Annotated in this window: 12 protein-coding genes and 1 pseudogene; 8 read left to right on the top strand and 5 right to left on the bottom strand. The window is 33.9% G+C overall.

The annotated features are described in order from the left end of the window. Positions 1-66 precede the first annotated feature (66 nt). Complete coding sequence (locus tag EI427_RS03840) at positions 67-915, top strand: glycoside hydrolase family 16 protein (protein ID WP_126611808.1); 849 nt, start codon at positions 67-69, stop codon at positions 913-915. A 12-nt stretch (positions 916-927) separates the two neighbouring features. Next, positions 928-2,751: a family 16 glycosylhydrolase gene (locus tag EI427_RS26050; protein ID WP_170178387.1), complete on the top strand. Its 1,824-nt coding sequence runs from the start codon at positions 928-930 to the stop codon at positions 2,749-2,751. Between the two features lie 456 nt (positions 2,752-3,207). Here EI427_RS26050 and infB read toward each other — a convergent pair whose 3' ends face one another. The 5 genes and pseudogenes from infB to EI427_RS03870 form a co-directional block, all read right to left on the bottom strand. Continuing rightward, on the bottom strand, positions 3,208-6,495 hold the full coding sequence (infB, locus tag EI427_RS03850) for a translation initiation factor IF-2 (RefSeq protein ID WP_126611810.1): 3,288 nt from the start codon (positions 6,493-6,495) through the stop codon (positions 3,208-3,210). A gap of 705 nt (positions 6,496-7,200) precedes the next feature. Next, positions 7,201-8,445 (bottom strand): annotated as a pseudogene (gene nusA / locus EI427_RS03855) (transcription termination factor NusA); the annotation flags it as partial. Positions 8,446-8,483: 38 nt separating this feature from the next. After that, entirely contained in the window at positions 8,484-8,957 is a 474-nt protein-coding gene (locus EI427_RS03860) for a ribosome maturation factor RimP (RefSeq protein WP_126611814.1), read from the bottom strand. Positions 8,958-9,202: 245 nt separating this feature from the next. Continuing rightward, a complete protein-coding gene (locus tag EI427_RS03865; RefSeq protein ID WP_126611816.1) occupies positions 9,203-9,817 on the bottom strand; it encodes a c-type cytochrome in 615 nt (204 codons plus the stop codon). Between the two features lie 155 nt (positions 9,818-9,972). Continuing rightward, a complete protein-coding gene (locus EI427_RS03870; protein WP_126611818.1) occupies positions 9,973-11,118 on the bottom strand; it encodes an NAD(P)/FAD-dependent oxidoreductase in 1,146 nt (381 codons plus the stop codon). Positions 11,119-11,209: 91 nt separating this feature from the next. Between EI427_RS03870 and EI427_RS03875 the strand changes: the two genes are divergently transcribed. The 6 genes from EI427_RS03875 to EI427_RS03900 all read left to right on the top strand — a co-directional run bounded on the left by EI427_RS03875 (position 11,210) and on the right by EI427_RS03900 (position 18,475). Then, the gene (locus EI427_RS03875; RefSeq protein WP_126611820.1) at positions 11,210-11,785 is read left to right on the top strand and encodes a TerD family protein; all 576 of its coding nucleotides are present in this window, start codon (positions 11,210-11,212) and stop codon (positions 11,783-11,785) included. Between the two features lie 199 nt (positions 11,786-11,984). Further along, a complete protein-coding gene (locus EI427_RS03880; protein ID WP_126611822.1) occupies positions 11,985-13,193 on the top strand; it encodes an NAD(P)-dependent oxidoreductase in 1,209 nt (402 codons plus the stop codon). Positions 13,194-13,411: 218 nt separating this feature from the next. Continuing rightward, positions 13,412-14,962 carry an ammonium transporter gene (locus tag EI427_RS03885; protein ID WP_126611824.1) on the top strand — a complete coding sequence of 517 codons (1,551 nt, stop codon included), beginning with the start codon at positions 13,412-13,414 and terminating at the stop codon, positions 14,960-14,962. Positions 14,963-15,144: 182 nt separating this feature from the next. Next, a complete protein-coding gene (locus EI427_RS03890; protein ID WP_126611827.1) occupies positions 15,145-15,507 on the top strand; it encodes a hypothetical protein in 363 nt (120 codons plus the stop codon). Between the two features lie 238 nt (positions 15,508-15,745). Further along, a complete protein-coding gene (locus EI427_RS03895; RefSeq protein ID WP_126611829.1) occupies positions 15,746-17,044 on the top strand; it encodes an alginate export family protein in 1,299 nt (432 codons plus the stop codon). A gap of 24 nt (positions 17,045-17,068) precedes the next feature. Further along, the gene (locus tag EI427_RS03900) at positions 17,069-18,475 is read left to right on the top strand and encodes a CmpA/NrtA family ABC transporter substrate-binding protein (RefSeq protein ID WP_126611831.1); all 1,407 of its coding nucleotides are present in this window, start codon (positions 17,069-17,071) and stop codon (positions 18,473-18,475) included. Positions 18,476-18,540: the final 65 nt, after the last annotated feature.

Here is an 18,540-nt window from a genome sequence, read left to right on the forward strand (position 1 = left end):
AGATGAATAGATTAAAAGAGGGGGTCTCGTAATGAACTTCCTCTTTTTTGTTTTTAAATTGATACTATGAAAAGAATATTACTACTAGCTATTACAGCCTTATTTTTTATTGGTTGTACGTCAAAACAAAAAACTAAAGCAGTAAACAATGTAATACAAGATACATCGGGGAAATACCAATTGGTATGGTCTGATGAGTTTGATGTAGAAGGAATGCCTGATACAACAAAATGGAGTTATGATGTGGAAGGAAATAATTGGCAATGGGGTAATAATGAACTGCAAGCATATACATCAAGTAGACCGCAAAACGTACAAATACGTGATGGAGTCTTAGAAATTACTGCCATTAAAGAAAAATATAATGATCCAGTTTCAAATAAAACATTTGATTATACATCTACTAGATTAGTCTCTCAAAATAAAGGAGATTGGTTGTACGGTAAATTTGTAATTAGAGCAAAATTACCATCAGGTAGAGGTACTTGGCCTGCAATATGGATGTTACCAACCGATTGGAAATATGGTAAATGGCCTAATAGTGGTGAAATTGATATTATGGAACATGTTGGTTATGAGAAAGACAGTATTTATGCATCAGCACATACTACTTCTTATCATCATTCGATAGGAACTAATAAAACAAAGTCAATTGCTATTAAAGATGCTGAAAGTGAATACCACGAATACATTGTAGAGTGGGGTCCAGAAGAATACAGTGTCTTTGTAGATAATCAGAAATACTTCACTTTTAAAAACGAACACAATACATATAAAGAATGGCCTTATGATCAAAGATTCCACATGATTCTTAACCTTGCTGTAGGTGGAATGTGGGGAGGACTTAAAGGTATAGATGAAAAAATCTGGCCTCAGACACTTTATATTGATTATGTTAGAGTATATCAGAAATAATTAAGCTACGCTATGAAAAACTTACTTTTAACTTTACTTACTTTATTACCATTTACCATTTTTGGTCAAGATGATTGCTATGAAATGGTATGGTCTGATGAATTTAACTACTCTGGAGCACCTGATGCTGAAAAGTGGGGGTATGATACTGGTGGAGATGGCTGGGGTAATAACGAAGATCAATATTATACAGATCGTTTAACTAACGCTCAAGTAGCGAGTGGTAAACTAAAAATTACTGCTAGAAAAGAGAATTATAAAGGCAAATATTATACTTCGGCACGATTGGTTTCTAAAGGTAAAGGAGATTGGTTGTACGGTAAAATTGTGGTAAGAGCAAAATTACCAACAGGGCAGGGTACATGGCCTGCAATATGGATGTTATCTACAGATTGGGAATATGGTGGATGGCCTGCAAGTGGTGAAATTGATATTATGGAACATGTAGGGTATGATCCTAATGTTGTGCATGGTACGGTACATACAGAATCTTACCATCACTCTATTAATACGCAAGTAGGTAAACACATAGATGTAAGTGATGCTACTTCTAACTTCCATGATTATATTTTAGAATGGGATGAGAATAAAATTAAGTTGTATGTTGATGATACAAACTATTTTACATTCACAAAACACGGAACTTACAAAGAGTGGCCTTTTGATAAACAATTTCATTTACTCCTAAATATTGCAATGGGAGGTAATTGGGGTGCTGCTGGCGGTCCTACTGATGATACAGCTCTTCCTGCATCAATGGAAGTAGATTATGTGAGAGTTTATCAGAATACAACTCCTCAGATGTCTATTAGTGGAGCCTCTTTTGCTGATAAATCTACAACAGAAACTTATTCTGTAGATGGTGTAAATGGTGTTGTTACTTGGGAAGTGCCCAATGGTGCATCTATTGTAAGCGGACAATCTACTAATACAATTACTGTAGCTTGGTCTGATACTGCAGAGAGTGGAGATATAAAAGCTGTTGTAGTGGGTAATTGCGATACATATACTTCTACATTTAATGTAAAAGTAATTCAAGGAATGCCTTCTACACCTCAAGTATCTTTTGAACCAGTAACTGCAAATGGAGATTTACTGTGGAGTGTACCGGAAAATTTTGAAGGTACATTTTCTTTAAATGGAAGTGATACAGTAAGTTGTGTGTTATTTGATGTGGATGATCCTGCAACAAATCCATATATCTATTATTCTTTTGATGAGATTTTAGATTTAAATGGTCATACTAATTTTACTATTGATTTAAAATTCAAAGAGGGGCTGTTCCCTGATCAAATGCGAGTTGATTTATCCAATGAAAGCGGGGATGATATTAGTGGAGATAATTTTAGAATTAGATCTGATGCTATGCAGGTTGATTGCAATATTTGGAGATATACTTATTCTTTTGACCCTAATGAACTTAATTTAAGTAGAGTTGGAGGTATTAAGTTGTATATAAATTATGGCTTTTCTGCTGCAATGAGAGGTGGTATAGAAATATCAGATTTTACATTTAATACAGAGAGCCAAAGCAACGAGCAAATATCTACAGATAATTCATGTGGTTGCATTGATGATATTCCATTGTCTGCCGACGGTTTTGTAGCAACTAAATATGTTATTGCTCCAAATCCATCAAAATCGAATCAGACATTAACAATATACGGTAGTAGTGTGAGCGATGTGTCTTTATTTGATCTACAAGGTAGATTGATTATTGAATACACAGAGGTTAAACAGAATAAAATAGTTTTGCCTCATCTATCAAAAGGGATTTATGCTATACGAGTAGTAGGCCAACAAGGTGCTTACACAACTCAGTTGATTATTAATTAGCAGTATAGAAAACCTTATTCTAAAAGCTATCAAATTATTTGGTAGCTTTTTTTATGTTCAAATTTTACATTGATGTATAACTTATTAAGCTTTATCATTACTATATCCATAACCCTAGTGAATTCCTATAGAACAATTGAAGTACAAAGGATAGTATAAATGATTTATAGATTAAAGTGTCTAAGTACAAAGACAAAATTATATAACAGTAATTCCTATTATTTTTTCTGATTACAGCCTTTTAAAAACTTTAAATAGAACCACTATTTATACGTTTTTTAGCGTTGTACTCACAAAAAATATTTAAGAATTAATTATGATTTATTTTTGGCTTAGTACTTATCAAGTAATAATTGATTCATCGTTTGAATATAAAGTTGATGTGCTGTGAAAAAATGAGCACAAAAAAAGCCACTATCGTTAAATAGTGGCTTTAGTATATTTTAGAAAGCAATACTAGTTGTTATTGCTTTTTAATTTACGTTTAGTTTCTGTTACTTCGAATGCTTCGATAACGTCACCAACTTTAATGTCAGAGTACTTTTCGATACTCAAACCACATTCATAACCGAATTTAACTTCAGCTACATCGTCTTTGAAACGTTTCAGTGCACCAACAGAACCACCGTCGCTACCGCCGTAAACTACTACGCCGTCGCGGATAATACGGATTTTCGAGCTACGTTTGATGTAACCATCAGTAACGTAACAACCTGCAACCGTACCAACTTTAGTGATTTTGAATACATCACGAACTTCAACATTACCAACGATTTTCTCTTCTAAGTCCGGATCTAATAGACCTTCCATAGCGTCTTTAACATCGTCAATAGCATTGTAGATTACTGAGTAATGACGTACCTCGATACCTTCTTTCTCAGCAAGTATTCTTGCATTCTTCGTAGGACGAACTTGGAAACCAATGATTAATGTAGGGTTTTCCTTATCCGCTGCAGCTAATAGGATATCTGACTCAGTCAAGGCTCCAACTGCTTTATGGATAATTCTAACTTCTACTTCATCGTTAGATAATTTCAATAATGAATCAGATAGTGCTTCAACAGAACCATCCACATCACCTTTGATAATTAAGTTCAACTGACGAAGTTCTCCTTGTGCTAAACGCTTGAATAGATCAAGGTTAGGACGTTGAGAAGCTCTTAAACTTTGCTCTCTAGCTAATTGCTCACGTCTGTTTGCAATTTCTCTAGCTTCACGTTCAGAATCAAGAACGTTTAACTTATCACCTGCTTGAGGAGCACCACTTAAACCTAACACCTGAACAGGAGTAGAAGGTGGAGCTACTTTCAATCTGTGTCCTCTATGGTCAAGCATTGCTTTCACTTTACCATAATATCCACCTGCAAGCATTACATCACCAACACGCATAGTACCATTTTGTACTAATACTGTTGCTAAGTAACCACGACCTTTATCAAGAGATGCTTCTACAATTGTACCAGCAGCGTTCTTGTTAGGGTTAGCCTTAAGTTCTAATACTTCAGATTCTAAGATTACACCTTCTAATAAGTCGTCGATACCTTGTCCAGATTTGGCAGAAATTTCAAATACTTGATATTTACCACCCCAATCTTCAACAAGAATATTCATTTGCGATAATTGATTTTTAATATTATCAACGTTCGCATTTGGTTTATCAACCTTGTTAATTGCAATTACAATCGGCACTTCCGCAGAAAGTGAGTGATTGATTGCTTCTTTTGTTTGCGGCATCACATTATCGTCTGCTGCAATTACAATAATTACAACATCGGTAACTTTAGCACCACGGGCACGCATTGCTGTAAATGCTTCGTGACCCGGTGTATCTAAGAATGCGATACGTTTACCAGATTTAGTAGTCACGTCATATGCACCAATGTGCTGCGTGATACCACCTGCTTCACCATCAGCTACGTTTTCGTTACGGATATAATCAAGTAATGATGTTTTACCGTGGTCAACGTGACCCATGATTGTTACAATTGGAGCTCTATCTTGTAAATCTTCAGGCTTGTCTTCTTTTTCAAGAGGAGCATCAATTTCTTCTTCAGCAGAAGTAAATTTAGCCTCAAAGTTAAACTCAGTAGTAATTAACTCAATTGTTTCTTTATCTAAACGTTGGTTTATAGAGATAAACATACCGTTATTCATGCAAGTCATAATAATATCACTTACACCAATATCCATCATTGTTGCTAAATCATTTGTAGAAATGAATTCAGTAACTGTAATGATGTGTTGTTCTGCTGCCTCTTTTTGTAAACGTGCTTCGTTTTCAGCTTCACGCTTACTACGTTTAGCTTGCTTATGTTTGCCACGAGTAGATTTAAAACCTGATTGGTTTAATTGAGAGTTTGCACGTTTCATTCCAGATTGGATATCCTTTTCAGATACCTTCCCTTTCTTAGCTACTCCTCCACCAACTTTTTTCTTATTGGTACCAGTTCTGCTCGATTGAGCATCTGCGTTACGGAATGTCTTTTCTCCAGAACCTTGTCCTTGACCCTGTCCACCTTGTCCTGGTCCTCTATTACCTTGACCTGGTCCACGGTTTCCTTGTCCCGGTCCACGATTTCCACCTTGTCCTTGACCTGGTCCACGATTTCCACCTTGTCCTTGTCCTGGTCCACGGTTTCCACCTTGTCCTTGACCTGGTCCACGATTTCCACCTTGTCCTTGTCCACCTTGTCGGTTTCCGCCTTGACCTTGACCACCTTGACGATTACCGCCACCTTGACCTTGTCCTTGACCACCTTGTCGGTTTCCACCTTGACCTTGTTGACCTTGAGGTCCTTTTCCGTCAGAGTTTCCTACAGGAACACGTTTTCTCTTACGTTTCTTTTGAGCATTTTTATCATCAGAAGAAGCAACCGGTTTTGGTTTTTTCTTACGACGGTTCTCAAAAGATGAAAGATCTACCTTACCAACAACAGTAAGTCCTTTCAATTCGTCAGCTTTTGCACTAATAGCTGCTTTGTTTTCACCTGCTGTAGCCTCATTAGTAGGGGCTGGCGCTTTTGCCTCGGTAGTAGCCTCTTTTGGCTTATTAGCCTTCTCAACCTTCTGAGCAGGCTTTCCTTTGTTTTCTTGTTTCTTCACTTCTTGCTTTGGTTGCTCTGGCTTAGTTTCCTGAGCTTTTGTTGCTTTCGCAGGAGAAGCTTTAGGTTCTTCTTTTTGAACCGGTTTCTTAGCTTCTACTTTTGGTTTTTCCGCTTTAACAGCAGGTTTTTCCGCTTCTACCTTAGGGGCAGGAGCTGGTTTATCTTTAACAGGAGCTTTTTTAGCTGCTGGTTTCTTTTCAACTTTTTTAGGAGTTTCAAGATCCATTTTACCAACGACTTTTAAACCTGGACGTCCGCTATATGCTTCTGGCTCAGGTTTTGGCTCTGCAGGTTTTTCTTTCTTAGGATTCGAAGAGGCTTTTTCAGATGGAGCAGAATTCTTAATGATCAGATGATCGTCCTCTTTGTTCTCTGTTTTTGGACCTTTCTTTTTCTTAGATTCAATCACAGTATTTCCTACTTGAGAAGAAATTGAGATCTGAGATGCTTCTGCTTTCTCTTGCATAGATTTAGCATTCATCTTCTTAAGCATTTCGAAATGCTCCTGCGTAATCTTAGCATTTGGAGATGAAGACTCGATATCGATATTCTTCTTCTTCAATTGCTCGACTAGCGTTGAGTGTCCAACGTTTAATTTTTTGGCCGCTTGACCTATTCTGATCATTTTTTGATCTGCCATATATTCCTTTTCGTAATACTTTGTTCGTAATTATTGCTTCACAGCAATCAAATTATAAGCGAAGTGCTTTAAGGAGCAATTCAATGACGAACCCATACACGTGAACACTCCTAGAGTGCAAAGATATAAGTTTGTTTCATAAAACTTAAATTTAATTGTAATAGATGTCTACCTTTTTGCACTTATTATTGTTATTCTTCAAAAATGAGTGCTTAAACGCAAGTTGTTTACAATTATTTTGATTGCTTTTCTTCTTTTTATAACAAAAAAGGAGGTCATAAAATTTATGACCTCCCAATATTATTACAATTATTTCAATTATAAATCTTCTATTTGGAAGTATTCATAATATAAAAACTGAACTTATTTCTTAATTACCTGAAGAACTTCATCAACAGTTTCGTCTTCTAAGTCTGTTTTTTCAATAACTTCTTCTCTTGTAATAGCAAGAACCGATTCTACAGTAGTAAGTCCAACTTGCTTGAATTCGTCAATGATCCATTCTTCAATATCAGAAGCAAAGTTGCCAAGGTCTATGCCTTCAACTACAACTGTTGTTTCTGCTTCTGCTGCAGGTTCCGTTGCTGGAGCTGCTGTAGAAGTAGGAGTTTCAAAATCCTCATCATCCATATCTCCAGAATAATCTACTTCGATTTCTTCATCGTCGTTGTTTTCTTGAGGTTGGTTTTTAGGAGAGTTATCTTCTTCAAATTCTTTACGAAGCGTATGCATAATTGCAAGCACCATTTCTTCTTCAAGATCTGTTCTTGTAACTAATTCATTTACTTCATGATCAAGAACAGCTTTAGCAGTATCTAAACCAATGTTTTTCAATTCTAATAGCATCCAATCATCGAATACATCATTGAATTCCATTAAGTCGATATCGAAATCTTCAACTTCGTGTTCTTGTAACTCTCTGAATACATCAATTTCGTATCCAACTAACATAGAAGCTAATTTAATGTTTTGGCCACCTTTACCAATTGCCAAAGAAACTTGGTCTTTAGGTAAAACTACTTCAACACGTTTTTCTTCTTCATTAATTTTAACTGTATTAATGTGAGCAGGGCTTAAAGAACGTCTTATTAATAGGTCAAGATTTTCTGTAAAGTTAATTACATCAATGTTCTCGTTTTGTAATTCACGTACAATAGAGTGGATACGTGATCCTCTCATACCTACACAAGCACCAACAGGGTCGATACGATCATCAAAAGATTCAACAGAAACTTTTGCTCTTTCACCTGGTTCACGAACGATATTTTTGATTGCGATTAAACCATCAAAAATTTCTGGAACTTCTTGTTCAAAAAGAAGACGTAAGAATAGCGGAGAAGTACGGGATAAAACAATCTTAGGATTGTTGTTATTCATTTCTACTCTATCAATTACGGCACGGACGTGATCACCTTTTCTGTAACGATCTTTAGAGATCATTTCAGTTCTTGGTAAAGAAAGTTCGTTGTCGTCTTGGTCCATTATGATTAACTCACGACCTAAAGTTTGGTAAACTTCACCCATGATTAATTCTCCAACACGTTCTTTGTATTGATCGAAAAGTACTTTTTTCTCCAAGTCTTTCACTTTTTGAATAAGTGTCTGACGAGCAGTTTGTACCATTCTTCTACCAAAGAAATCAATTTCTACAGCTTCAGCAACTTCTTCATCTACTTCAAAATCTTCTTCGATTTTTTTAGCGTCAGTTAAATGGATTTGAGTTTGAGCATCAAATTCTTCTGCATCATCTGCAACAATTTGACGGTATCTCCAAATTTCCAAGTCACCAGCATCAACGTTAATAATTACGTCAAATGTAGCGTCGTCACCATATTGTTTACGAATCATTGTTTTAAAAACATCCTCCAATATTTTAATCATTGTAGGACGGTCAATGCCTTTCATTTTGGCAAATTCCTTAAACGATTCGATGAGTTCCATGCTGTTCATATCTGCAACTGTTTTGTTTTATTTTTATAGGGTTTTAATTATTTGAAAGAAACTTCAACTACAGTGTTATCAATGTCGTTGAATGGAATTTCCATCTCTTTAATTGTTACCTTCTTTTTTCCTTTTTCTGTAATTTCAGCATCTATTAAAATGCTTTCTTCTTTTACTTCTTTCAAAGTACCAGTGAATTTTGTCTCATTGTTTCTCGTAACAGTAATTTTACGGTCTACATTTTTGACATATTGTCTATGTAACTCTAGCGGTTCACCAATACCAGCCGAAGTTACTTCAAATTGATATTCGTCGTCTTTAATCAAGTCTCTTTCATCAAGTTCGTGTCCTACTTCTCTTGATACTTTAGTTACTTGCTCAATAGTGACCCCGTTGTCGCCATCTAAAATTATTAAAACTTTTAAACGACGAGCACCTTTTGCATCTACTTTTACAACATATAAGGATTCATCCGGTAAATGTTGCTCAACGATTTTTTTTATCTGTGCGGCTAATTCCATACACTTTTCAGCTTCAAATTTGAAAACAATTAGGTTTTGATGAGAAAATCTAAAATTCCTTCATCAAAGTGTGAAAGTAATTAATTTATTATTTGATTGAAAATCAGTTAAGTATAATTAATCATTTTCTGCATCCCTTAAAAAAAAGCAAACAAAAAAGGGAGCTAAATTTGCTCCCTTCTAGATGCTTTTCGTGATGTTGACACAAAGATACTTATTACAATCAATTTTGCAATAAGTTTTTCTTAATTTCTTAGTTTGATAACATAATCTGCTACGGCATTAAGTTGCTCTTTGGATAAATCGTTCTCACTAAATTTAAACATTACACCTTTACCATTACGTACAATATGCTCAATTCCGTCTTTGTCAAGCTTACTTTCTGATAATTTTGGAGCATTACTTTTTTGTGCATCTCCATTAATACCATGACATTGTGAACATTTCTTAGTAAATAATTCTTTGCCATTATGTACAGCTGATATGTTCTCAGTTCCACCTGTCATAATTTTTTTAGCTTTAGCACGGTGCATTTCAGCCATTCCGTATGCCATAACTAAACATAAAACAGAAAGAACCATAAGGATCTTATTGTATTTTTTTGTTGCGATAACAGCTAAAGGAATAGATGCTACAACTAATGCGAATTTAATTCCTAATAAAGGAGTATAAACAGGCATTACTGTTAATAAATATCCTCCAGTTACTAAAAACAAAAGAGAGATAATCATTTCAGGAACCTTGATTACTTTTGCAAATTTTTGAAAAGCATCTTTCCCTACAAACATTAATACAGCTTTTACTAGATATATTAATAAGAATGTTGAAACAATAATTCTGTGTATAAGAAGTAAATCCATGATTTGTTAGATGTTACGTTTTTTTAGTATTAAAAAGTGATCATTTTTGATCTGTACCTATTTGGCTGCAATATGCATTATAATTTTTTAAAATACAGAAGTTTTGGTGATATAGATCACTATAATAATTCCAACTACCTGTAATTGAAAAAGTTTTATTGGTCTTGGTGTTCTAAATTTGATACGATATGTGCAAGTTCAATACCAACCTGTGATCCAATAGCTACACCCATTCCTCCCATTCTAACTCCAATAGCAATCCTATCAGAAAGTAACTTAATTATTGGCGTCTTTTTATCTCCAAAAGCCATTATTCCTGCCCATTTAGTATCAATTTTGTATGGAGTATTGGGTAAAATTGTAGTATTTAAAATAGATATTAAGTTTTCTATAATTGGTTTGGTGGTTTTTAACTCTGTAGTTGTTTCTCCATCGTAGTCTAAATGTCTACCTCCGCCAATTATAACTCTATCACCGTAATTTCTAAAATAATAATAACCTCTATCCATATGGAAAGTACCTTTAAAAGGAAGGTTTTTAATGGGATGTGTAATTAAAACTTGTCCTCTGCCTGGAGTTACTTCTAGTTGAGGGAGTAGTTGTTGTGTGAAAGCGTTTACACATATACAACATTTATTGGCATAGAAATCTATCTTTGCTCTATTATTATAGCTAGAACAAATAACCTTATCACCAAGGTCGTAGAATTCTTCTATTTTAGTACCCGTTATAATCTCTATATCTAATTGCCTTGCTATTTTAAGCAAAGCAGACATCATTTTACCGGTGTGAATTTGTCCTTCAAACTTATTAAATAGTAATTTCTGTACCTTATCCTTATTAAAGCCAAATGTACCAATATCATCAGAACGGTCAGAAAAAACGTTGTCGTTAAAGATAGGATAGAGTAAAGCGTTAATCTCTTCCATTCGAGTAACGTAATGTGCTTGTTCTTCTGTGATAAGTTCGTAACCACCTAGCTGTTTAAAATCTAGTGCATCGTCTCCTAGTTTAATTCTAAGGTTATTTAACCCCTTAAATCTTTTTTCTACAATAGATATTACTTCTTCTTTGGGCATGTTTTTTAAGTCGTCACAGATTTCTGTAAGACTACCAAAACAGGCAAAGCCAGCATTTTTTGTGCTAGCTCCAGAAGGTAATGTTCCCTTTTCTACAATTAAAACACGGTTGTTAGGGTGTTTTTCTTTATATTCTATTGCAGTAGTCAAGCCTACAATTCCACTTCCAACAACAATTAAGTTGTAATTTGTAAAACTGTCATTTTCCCAAAAGCTTATCATATGTGTTGAGTAGTATTGTCTGAATTGGTTGTTTTTTTGTTATGTAATTGCAAAATAAGAAAGATCACGCTAAATAAATAGAAAAATTTTTATGGCAACGAGTATCATTAGAAAAGGTAAAGGAGTTCGTTTAAGAGAAGTTTCTGACGTTAAACTTGATAAAATTAAAATAGGTTTAGGTTGGGAATTAAGAAAAGGGGGGCATTTAGATTTAGATGCTTCGGTATTTTTATTAGGCGAAGATGGAAAATTACCGAGTGATGAATACTTCGTTTTTTATAATAATTTAGAATCACCAGATGGTATGGTAAAACATAAAGGTGATAATAGAGTAGGTGATGCTGAAGGCGATGATGAAGAAATTTTATTGAATTTACCTTATATCTCTCCATCGGTTAAAGAATTGGTGTTTGTAGTTAGTATTTACGATGCCCAAAATAGACGACATAATTTTGGTAACTTAGAAGAGGCATACATAAGAGTGGTTAATTTAAAGGATAGCAAGGAAATCTTAAATTTTGATCTTGATGCCGATTATGGAGATGATACCGAGGTTGAATTTGCAAAAATGAGAAGAGAAGATGATGGATGGCGTTTTATACCTACCGGTGTGGGGTCTAAAATTGGTTTGCAAGGATATGTTGATAAGTACATTCCTGAATTATAAAAAAAATTGGCTTACTAATCAAAAATTAGCATCTTCGCAGAAAATTACTTGTTTGTAAAGTGACGAAACACTTATCATTTTACATGATTTAAGAAACCATACTATGTATTTCTGTACTATAAGATGATTATTGAACCTTTACTACAGAAATTACCTTTATACTAAACGAAAATCCATCACTATTTAAACCATATAAATCATGAAAGTTGGAATTATCAAAGAGGGGAAAGTTCCTCAGGATAAAAGAGTTGCATTAACACCTGCTCAATGTGAAGAAGTTCTAGAAAAATACCCAGAGGTAGAAATTTACGTTCAAAAAAGCCCTATTCGTTGCTACGAAGATAAAGAATATGAAGAGTTGGGTATTGCCGTGGTTGATAGTGTAGAAGATTGCGATATCTTATTAGGTATTAAAGAAGTGCCGATTAAAGAATTGGTGCCTAATAAAAAATATTTCTTCTTTTCGCATACAATCAAAAAGCAGCCATATAATAGAGAATTGTTAAATGCGATTCTTGATAATAATATATCAATTGCAGATTACGAAGTACTTACTAAAGAAGATGGTTCAAGAGTTATTGCTTTTGGTCGTTTTGCAGGTTTAGTTGGTGCTTACAATGGTTTATTAGCTTACGGTAAACGTCACAAATCATTTGATTTAAAACCAGCTCATTTATGTCATGATTTAAATGAATTGTGGATTGAATGTAAAAAAGTAATATTACCTTCTGATTTTAAAATTGTATTAACAGGTAGTGGTCGTGTTTCTAACGGAGCGGTTGAAACACTTTTAGCAGCAGGAGTTAAAAAAGTAAGCAAAGAAGATTATTTAAATCAAACATTTGATTACCCAGTGTTTGTACAATTAAGATCAAAAGATTACCATGCTAAGAAAGATGGTTCTGCTTTTGAAATTAAAGATTTCTTTGCTAATCCTGGAGATTTCAAATCTACATTTACTGATTTTATTCCGGTATCTAATATGTTAGTAGCAGGCGCATTCTGGCATCCTGCAGCACCAGTATTATTTACGAGAGAAGATATTTTAAAAGATGATTTTAAAATTGAAGTAATTGCAGATGTAACTTGTGATATTGAAGGTTCTATTCCTTCTACATTACAACCTTCTACAATTGTAGATCCTTTATACGATTATAATCCAGTAACAGGGAAAGTAGAAGAAGCACTGTCTAGTGATAAAAATATTACAGTAATGGCTGTTGATAATTTACCAAACGAATTACCAAGAGATGCTTCAGAATCATTTGGACGTCAGATGATTGATAATGTATTAGAAGATCTATTTGTTACAAATAAAGGTGTAGTAAGTGGAGCAACAATTACAGATAATAAAAAATTGACAGAGAAATTTAGTTATCTACAAGATTACGTAGATGGGAAAGAGTAATTTTAAGTAATTTCTTTTAAATTTATAAGATAAATCACGTAGTAAATCAATTGCTACGTGATTTTTTTTATGCTCAAAATCAGTAATTTATATATTTAAACTTATTTTAGTACAATAATTTACTTATTTTATTTACGTATAATTACTTTATTTGTGTGTCGATTGTAAGCGTGTGCATCGAAATTACTTTTCTACTATCATCTATTTAGAACAAACAAATGACTAAATTTTTCACCTTAATTACTATCTTCCTTATGGCACCATTGTGTTCAATTGCTATTGAGGAACAACTGACAGAAGTATCATCTTCTTACATAAATATGGATACATTGTGGGTATTATTATCTGCAGTATTGGTTTTTTTTATGCAAGCAGGCTTTAAAACGTTAGAAACGGGATTGGTTAAAAAAGAACACCGTGCCAGTGTAGGAAGCAAGAACTTATTAGATTTAGTAGCTGGTATCGTCGGCTTCTTTTTAGTAGGTTTTGGGTTTATGTTTGGCACATCTTATTATGGTGTTATAGGAATAGACACCGACCTATTTTTAGGAAACAATTTTGAACATGGTACATTAGGAATTCCTGGTGTAGTATTTTTCTTATTTCAATTAGTATTTGCAGGAACAGCACTTACTATAGTTTCTGGAGCAATGTCTGGTAGAACAGGTTTAGTACCTTACTTTATTGGTTCTATGGTAACTGCAATTATTATTTACCCAATTTTTGGGCACTGGGCTTGGGGTAATCTTTATTATCCAAATAATGGAGCATGGTTGGCAGATATGGGCTTTATGGACTTTGCAGGTTCAACAGTAGTGCATACAGTAGGGGCAACCGTAGGTATTGTAGGTATGATAATGGTAGGTCCAAGATTAGGTCGATTTGACTCTAAAGGAAATGTTTTACCCGTTAAAGTTTCTGATTATTCTTACAGTATTTTAGGAGTAATGCTTCTTTGGATTGGCTGGTGGGGCTTTAATGGAGGAAGTACACTGTCTTTCTCAATGGATGTTTTTAGCATTATATTAAATACCAACCTTGCGGGTGCAGGAGCATGTTTATCTGCATTTTTCTTTTGTTACTTTTTTCAAGACCGTTCAGAAGTTATTGAAAAAATGGCAGGAGGTGCGTTAACAGGTTTGGTAGCAATAACAGCATGTTGTAATGTAGTATCTCCAATTAATGCTTTAATTATTGGTTTAATAGCAGGTATAATACATAATTTAGGTTATGATTTAATATTACGTGTATTTAAATTAGACGATCCTGTAGGAGCAATTCCCGTGCACGGTTTTGGTGGTATATTTGGAACACTTAGCGTAGCAATTTTTGGTAAAGAAGAATTATTACTCCTTCCAAGATGGGAACAATTATTAATTCAAGGAATTGGTATTGAAGTATGTGTTGTATTTACTGTAATTGTCTCGGTAATTATGTTTAAAATTATAAAAGCAACTTATGGTTTGAGAGTATCTCCAGAACAAGAATTAAAAGGAATGCTTTTAGGAAGAAATATGCCAGAGCAATTTTATAATGAAGAAACAATTCATAAAGTAAGGTACGTATCTATGCGTGTTTCTGGTAAAGGATATAATTTATTATCGTTTAGAGACTTTGTAGATTTTGAGACTACTTATAGAAATCAATTGATAGAAACAGATAGAGTAACTTTTATAGACGATCAAGGGAGTAAGATCGAATATGTAGAGGCAATGAAACAGATTTCATTATATCTTAGAAATAATATTGAAGATAGATCAATTGCTTAATAATTTAATTTTAAACATTAAGAGTGGTTGTTATACTAGTTATAGCAACCATTTTTTTATTAAAAAATTACATAAGTGTAAAAAATACTGTTATTATCCTTTAATTATTATTTATCTTAATAATTTTGATGTAAATTTATACTACCATATATAATAACACAAGTACATAATCAACTATCAAAATGAATAATTTTAATTCACAATTGCTAGATACCATACCTTTAGAAATAGATTTTAGATGGAGTTTACAGTTAAAAAGAGGAGTTGTGGAAGTTGCGACTTTTGCTTTTAAAGCACTTTCTAATAATGTAAACCTCAGTAGAGAACGTACGGAAAGAATTCATAGAGAATTATTGACCAATTACCGTTTTAGAGAAGATTTTGGTATTGAAGATGTAAATCAAAATGAATTGGTTGTCTACAAATCTCAGGTGGGAACAAATTCAAGAGAATTAGATAGAAAAATGAAGATGTTTAAACGTTGGGTTATTCAAGCACAACGGGATGCTCAAAATAAAATAGAGAAATTTTCTCCAACAATATAGAAAGAAGGCAATTACATTAGAAAGTAGTTGCCTTCTTTGTTACGTAAGTAAATGTACGTAATGCTTGTTTTTGACTACCTGAGGCTACATATCATCACTTAATCTGTTTTTTAGCAGGTTTTGTATTGTTTTAAAAACAGCTTTTAAGCTGATAATTCCCCTATATTGTTTTCTATAAGCGTCTTAAGTTTGCATATGATATAAGTATAATTACTTAATTAAATCAAAACTTAAGCAAATGAAACAATTAATTTACACAGCTCTCATTCTACTTTTAACAACAAACTTTGAAGTATTTTCGCAAGACTTTAAAATGTCTGCAGAGATCCGTCCTCGTTCTGAATTCAGAAACGGATTTAAAAAGCTTAGAACAGATTCATCAACTCCAGCATTTTTTACAGAACAACGTTCAAGATTAAATCTTGATTATTCTTCAGATAAAGTAATTATGCGTTTATCATTACAAGATGTACGTATGTGGGGTGAAACAGATCAAATTTATAAGTCTGACCCTGCTATGACAACAATTTCTGAAGCATGGGCACAGTATAACTTTACTTCTAAATTCGGATTAAAAGTTGGACGTCAGATTATATCTTATGATAACCAACGTTTTTTAGGTGGTTTAGAATGGGCACAGCAAGGAAGAAGACATGATGCTGCCTTATTTATTTTTGATGATAAGGCTAAAAAGTTTAAAATTCATGCAGGATTAGCGTATAACCAAAATGGTGTTGAGCCTAAAAAGGTTGAAGGTAACGTGTATTTAGGTACAAACAACTACAAGGCAATGCAATATTTGTGGGCGCATAAAGACTGGGAAGGCGGAGCCGTTTCTGGTTTAGTTTTTAATGAAAGTTATCAATATGGATCAACTACCGATAGTGTAAGCCAAAGACAAACATTAGGTGTTGTAGGATCTAAGAAATTTGGTATTCTAAAAGTTGCCGGTGAAGGGTATTACCAAACTGGGCAAAGAGGTACAGCAGATGTAAATGCTTACTTATTAGACTTAAACTTTACTGCAAAAACAAAATTAACTCCTATTACACTTGGTTATCAAATTTTATCAGGTGGTGATCCAGCTTCTGGAGAGGTAACAAACTTTACACCAGCATATGGTACAAACCATAAATTCAATGGTTTTATGGATTACTTCTATGTAGGAAATCCACATAACGATGCAATAGGTAATAATGTTGGTTTACAAGATATTTATCTAAATACTCAGTTTAAAATTGGTAAAGGAACTTTAAAAGCTCAATTGCATCAGTTTTTAGCAGCAACAGATGTAGTTAAATCTGTTAGTTCAGATGGAGTACAAGAAATAGTTGATGGTAATTTAGGTACAGAGATAGACCTAGTTTATGTAAACAAATTAAGCCCTGTTGCTACATTAATGGTAGGTTACTCTCAAATGTTTGGGACTTCTTCTATGGAAGTATTGAAAGGCGGAGATAGTGGTTTAATCAATAACTGGGCATTTGTGATGTTAACATTTAAGCCTACTCTTTTTAAAACAAAATCAGCAAACTAAACAAACTCTTAAAATAACAAACTAATGAAAAATTTATTCTTAAAATCACTTACTACTAAAGTAGTAGGGGTGGCAATTATTGGCTTATTTTTTAACTGTAGTGGTTCAAAAACTTCTTCAGAAACAAAATCTACTGTAGTTGTAGAAAAAGAATCATCAACTAAACAATTAGATATAGAAAAACCACAGTTAACGTTTGGTTTTATAAAACTAACAGATATGGCTCCTTTAGCAATTGCAAAAGAGTTAGGGTATTTTGAAGATGAAGGGTTATTTGTTTCTGTTGAAGCACAATCGAATTGGAAAAATATTTTAGACCGTGTAATTGATGGTCAGTTAGATGGTTCTCATATGTTGGCAGGGCAACCAATTGCAGCAGGAGCTGGATTTGGTAGACAAGCAGATTTGGTAACTTCTTTCTCTATGGATTTGAATGGTAATGGTATTACTGTATCGAATGACGTTTGGAAAAAAATGAAACCAAATGTACCTAAAGGAGCAGATGGAAAACCAGTCCACCCAATAAAAGCGGATGCTTTAGTTCCTGTAATTAACGAGTATAAAAGTGAAGGAAAAGCCTTTAAAATGGGAATGGTATTTCCAGTTTCTACACACAACTATGAAATTCGTTATTGGTTAGCAGCAGCAGATGTGAACCCTGGGTTCTATACAAAAGAAAATATTCAAGGTCAGATTGATGCAGATGTTTTACTTTCTGTTACACCTCCACCACAAATGCCAGCTACATTAGAGGCAGGTACAATTTTCGGGTATTGTGTGGGTGAACCTTGGAATCAGCAAGCAGTATTTAAAGGAATTGGTGTTCCTGTTACAACAAATTATGATATCTGGAAGAATAATCCAGAAAAGGTATTTGTAATGACAAAAGAGTTTACTGAGAAATATCCAAATACAGCAGTTGCTGTTACTAAGGCATTAATCCGTGCGGGAAAGTGGTTAGATGAACCCGGTAATAGAGCTAAAGCTGTTGGTATTTTATCTATGCCAGAATATGTAGGAGCAGACTCTGTTGTTATTGCCAATTCTATGACGGGTACGTTTGAATTTGAAAAAGGAGACAAACGTGCAATGCCAGATTTTAATGTATTCTTTAGACATAATGCAACGTATCCATTTTACTCTGATGGTGTGTGGTTTTTAACTCAAATGAGACGTTGGGGACAAATTCCTTCGGCTAAACCTAAAGGATGGTACGATGAGACAATTAAAGATATTTACCGCCCAGATATATGGGAAAAAGCCGCCGCTTTATTGGTGGAAGAAGGTCATTTAGCTAAAACAGATGTTCCAGACACAGATGGTTATAAAGCTCCAACAACAGATTTTATCGATGGGAAACTGTTTGATGGAAAAGAGCCTATCCAATATATCAATAGCTTTAAAATAGGTAATAAAGACGCTTCTATGTAAGCAACAAAATAATTATTTGCCATAATTATTAGTATATCTAAGTTGACTGAAAGTGTAGGCGTGGA

Origin of the sequence: Flammeovirga pectinis (assembly GCF_003970675.1) — a bacterium.
GTDB classification, from domain to species: Bacteria; Bacteroidota; Bacteroidia; order Cytophagales; family Flammeovirgaceae; genus Flammeovirga; species Flammeovirga pectinis.

Bases quoted from the DNA above. Each gene is read 5' to 3' on its own strand.
- EI427_RS03865 (WP_126611816.1), bottom strand. From the start codon at position 9,817: ATGGATTTACTTCTTATACACAGAATTATTGTTTCAACATTCTTATTA.
- EI427_RS03885 (WP_126611824.1), top strand. From the start codon at position 13,412: ATGACTAAATTTTTCACCTTAATTACTATCTTCCTTATGGCACCATTG.
- EI427_RS26050 (WP_170178387.1), top strand. From the start codon at position 928: ATGAAAAACTTACTTTTAACTTTACTTACTTTATTACCATTTACCATT.
- EI427_RS03860 (WP_126611814.1), bottom strand. From the start codon at position 8,957: ATGGAATTAGCCGCACAGATAAAAAAAATCGTTGAGCAACATTTACCG.
- EI427_RS03895 (WP_126611829.1), top strand. From the start codon at position 15,746: ATGAAACAATTAATTTACACAGCTCTCATTCTACTTTTAACAACAAAC.
- EI427_RS03880 (WP_126611822.1), top strand. From the start codon at position 11,985: ATGAAAGTTGGAATTATCAAAGAGGGGAAAGTTCCTCAGGATAAAAGA.
- infB (WP_126611810.1), bottom strand. From the start codon at position 6,495: ATGGCAGATCAAAAAATGATCAGAATAGGTCAAGCGGCCAAAAAATTA.
- EI427_RS03840 (WP_126611808.1), top strand. From the start codon at position 67: ATGAAAAGAATATTACTACTAGCTATTACAGCCTTATTTTTTATTGGT.
- EI427_RS03890 (WP_126611827.1), top strand. From the start codon at position 15,145: ATGAATAATTTTAATTCACAATTGCTAGATACCATACCTTTAGAAATA.
- EI427_RS03900 (WP_126611831.1), top strand. From the start codon at position 17,069: ATGAAAAATTTATTCTTAAAATCACTTACTACTAAAGTAGTAGGGGTG.
- EI427_RS03875 (WP_126611820.1), top strand. From the start codon at position 11,210: ATGGCAACGAGTATCATTAGAAAAGGTAAAGGAGTTCGTTTAAGAGAA.
- EI427_RS03870 (WP_126611818.1), bottom strand. From the start codon at position 11,118: ATGATAAGCTTTTGGGAAAATGACAGTTTTACAAATTACAACTTAATT.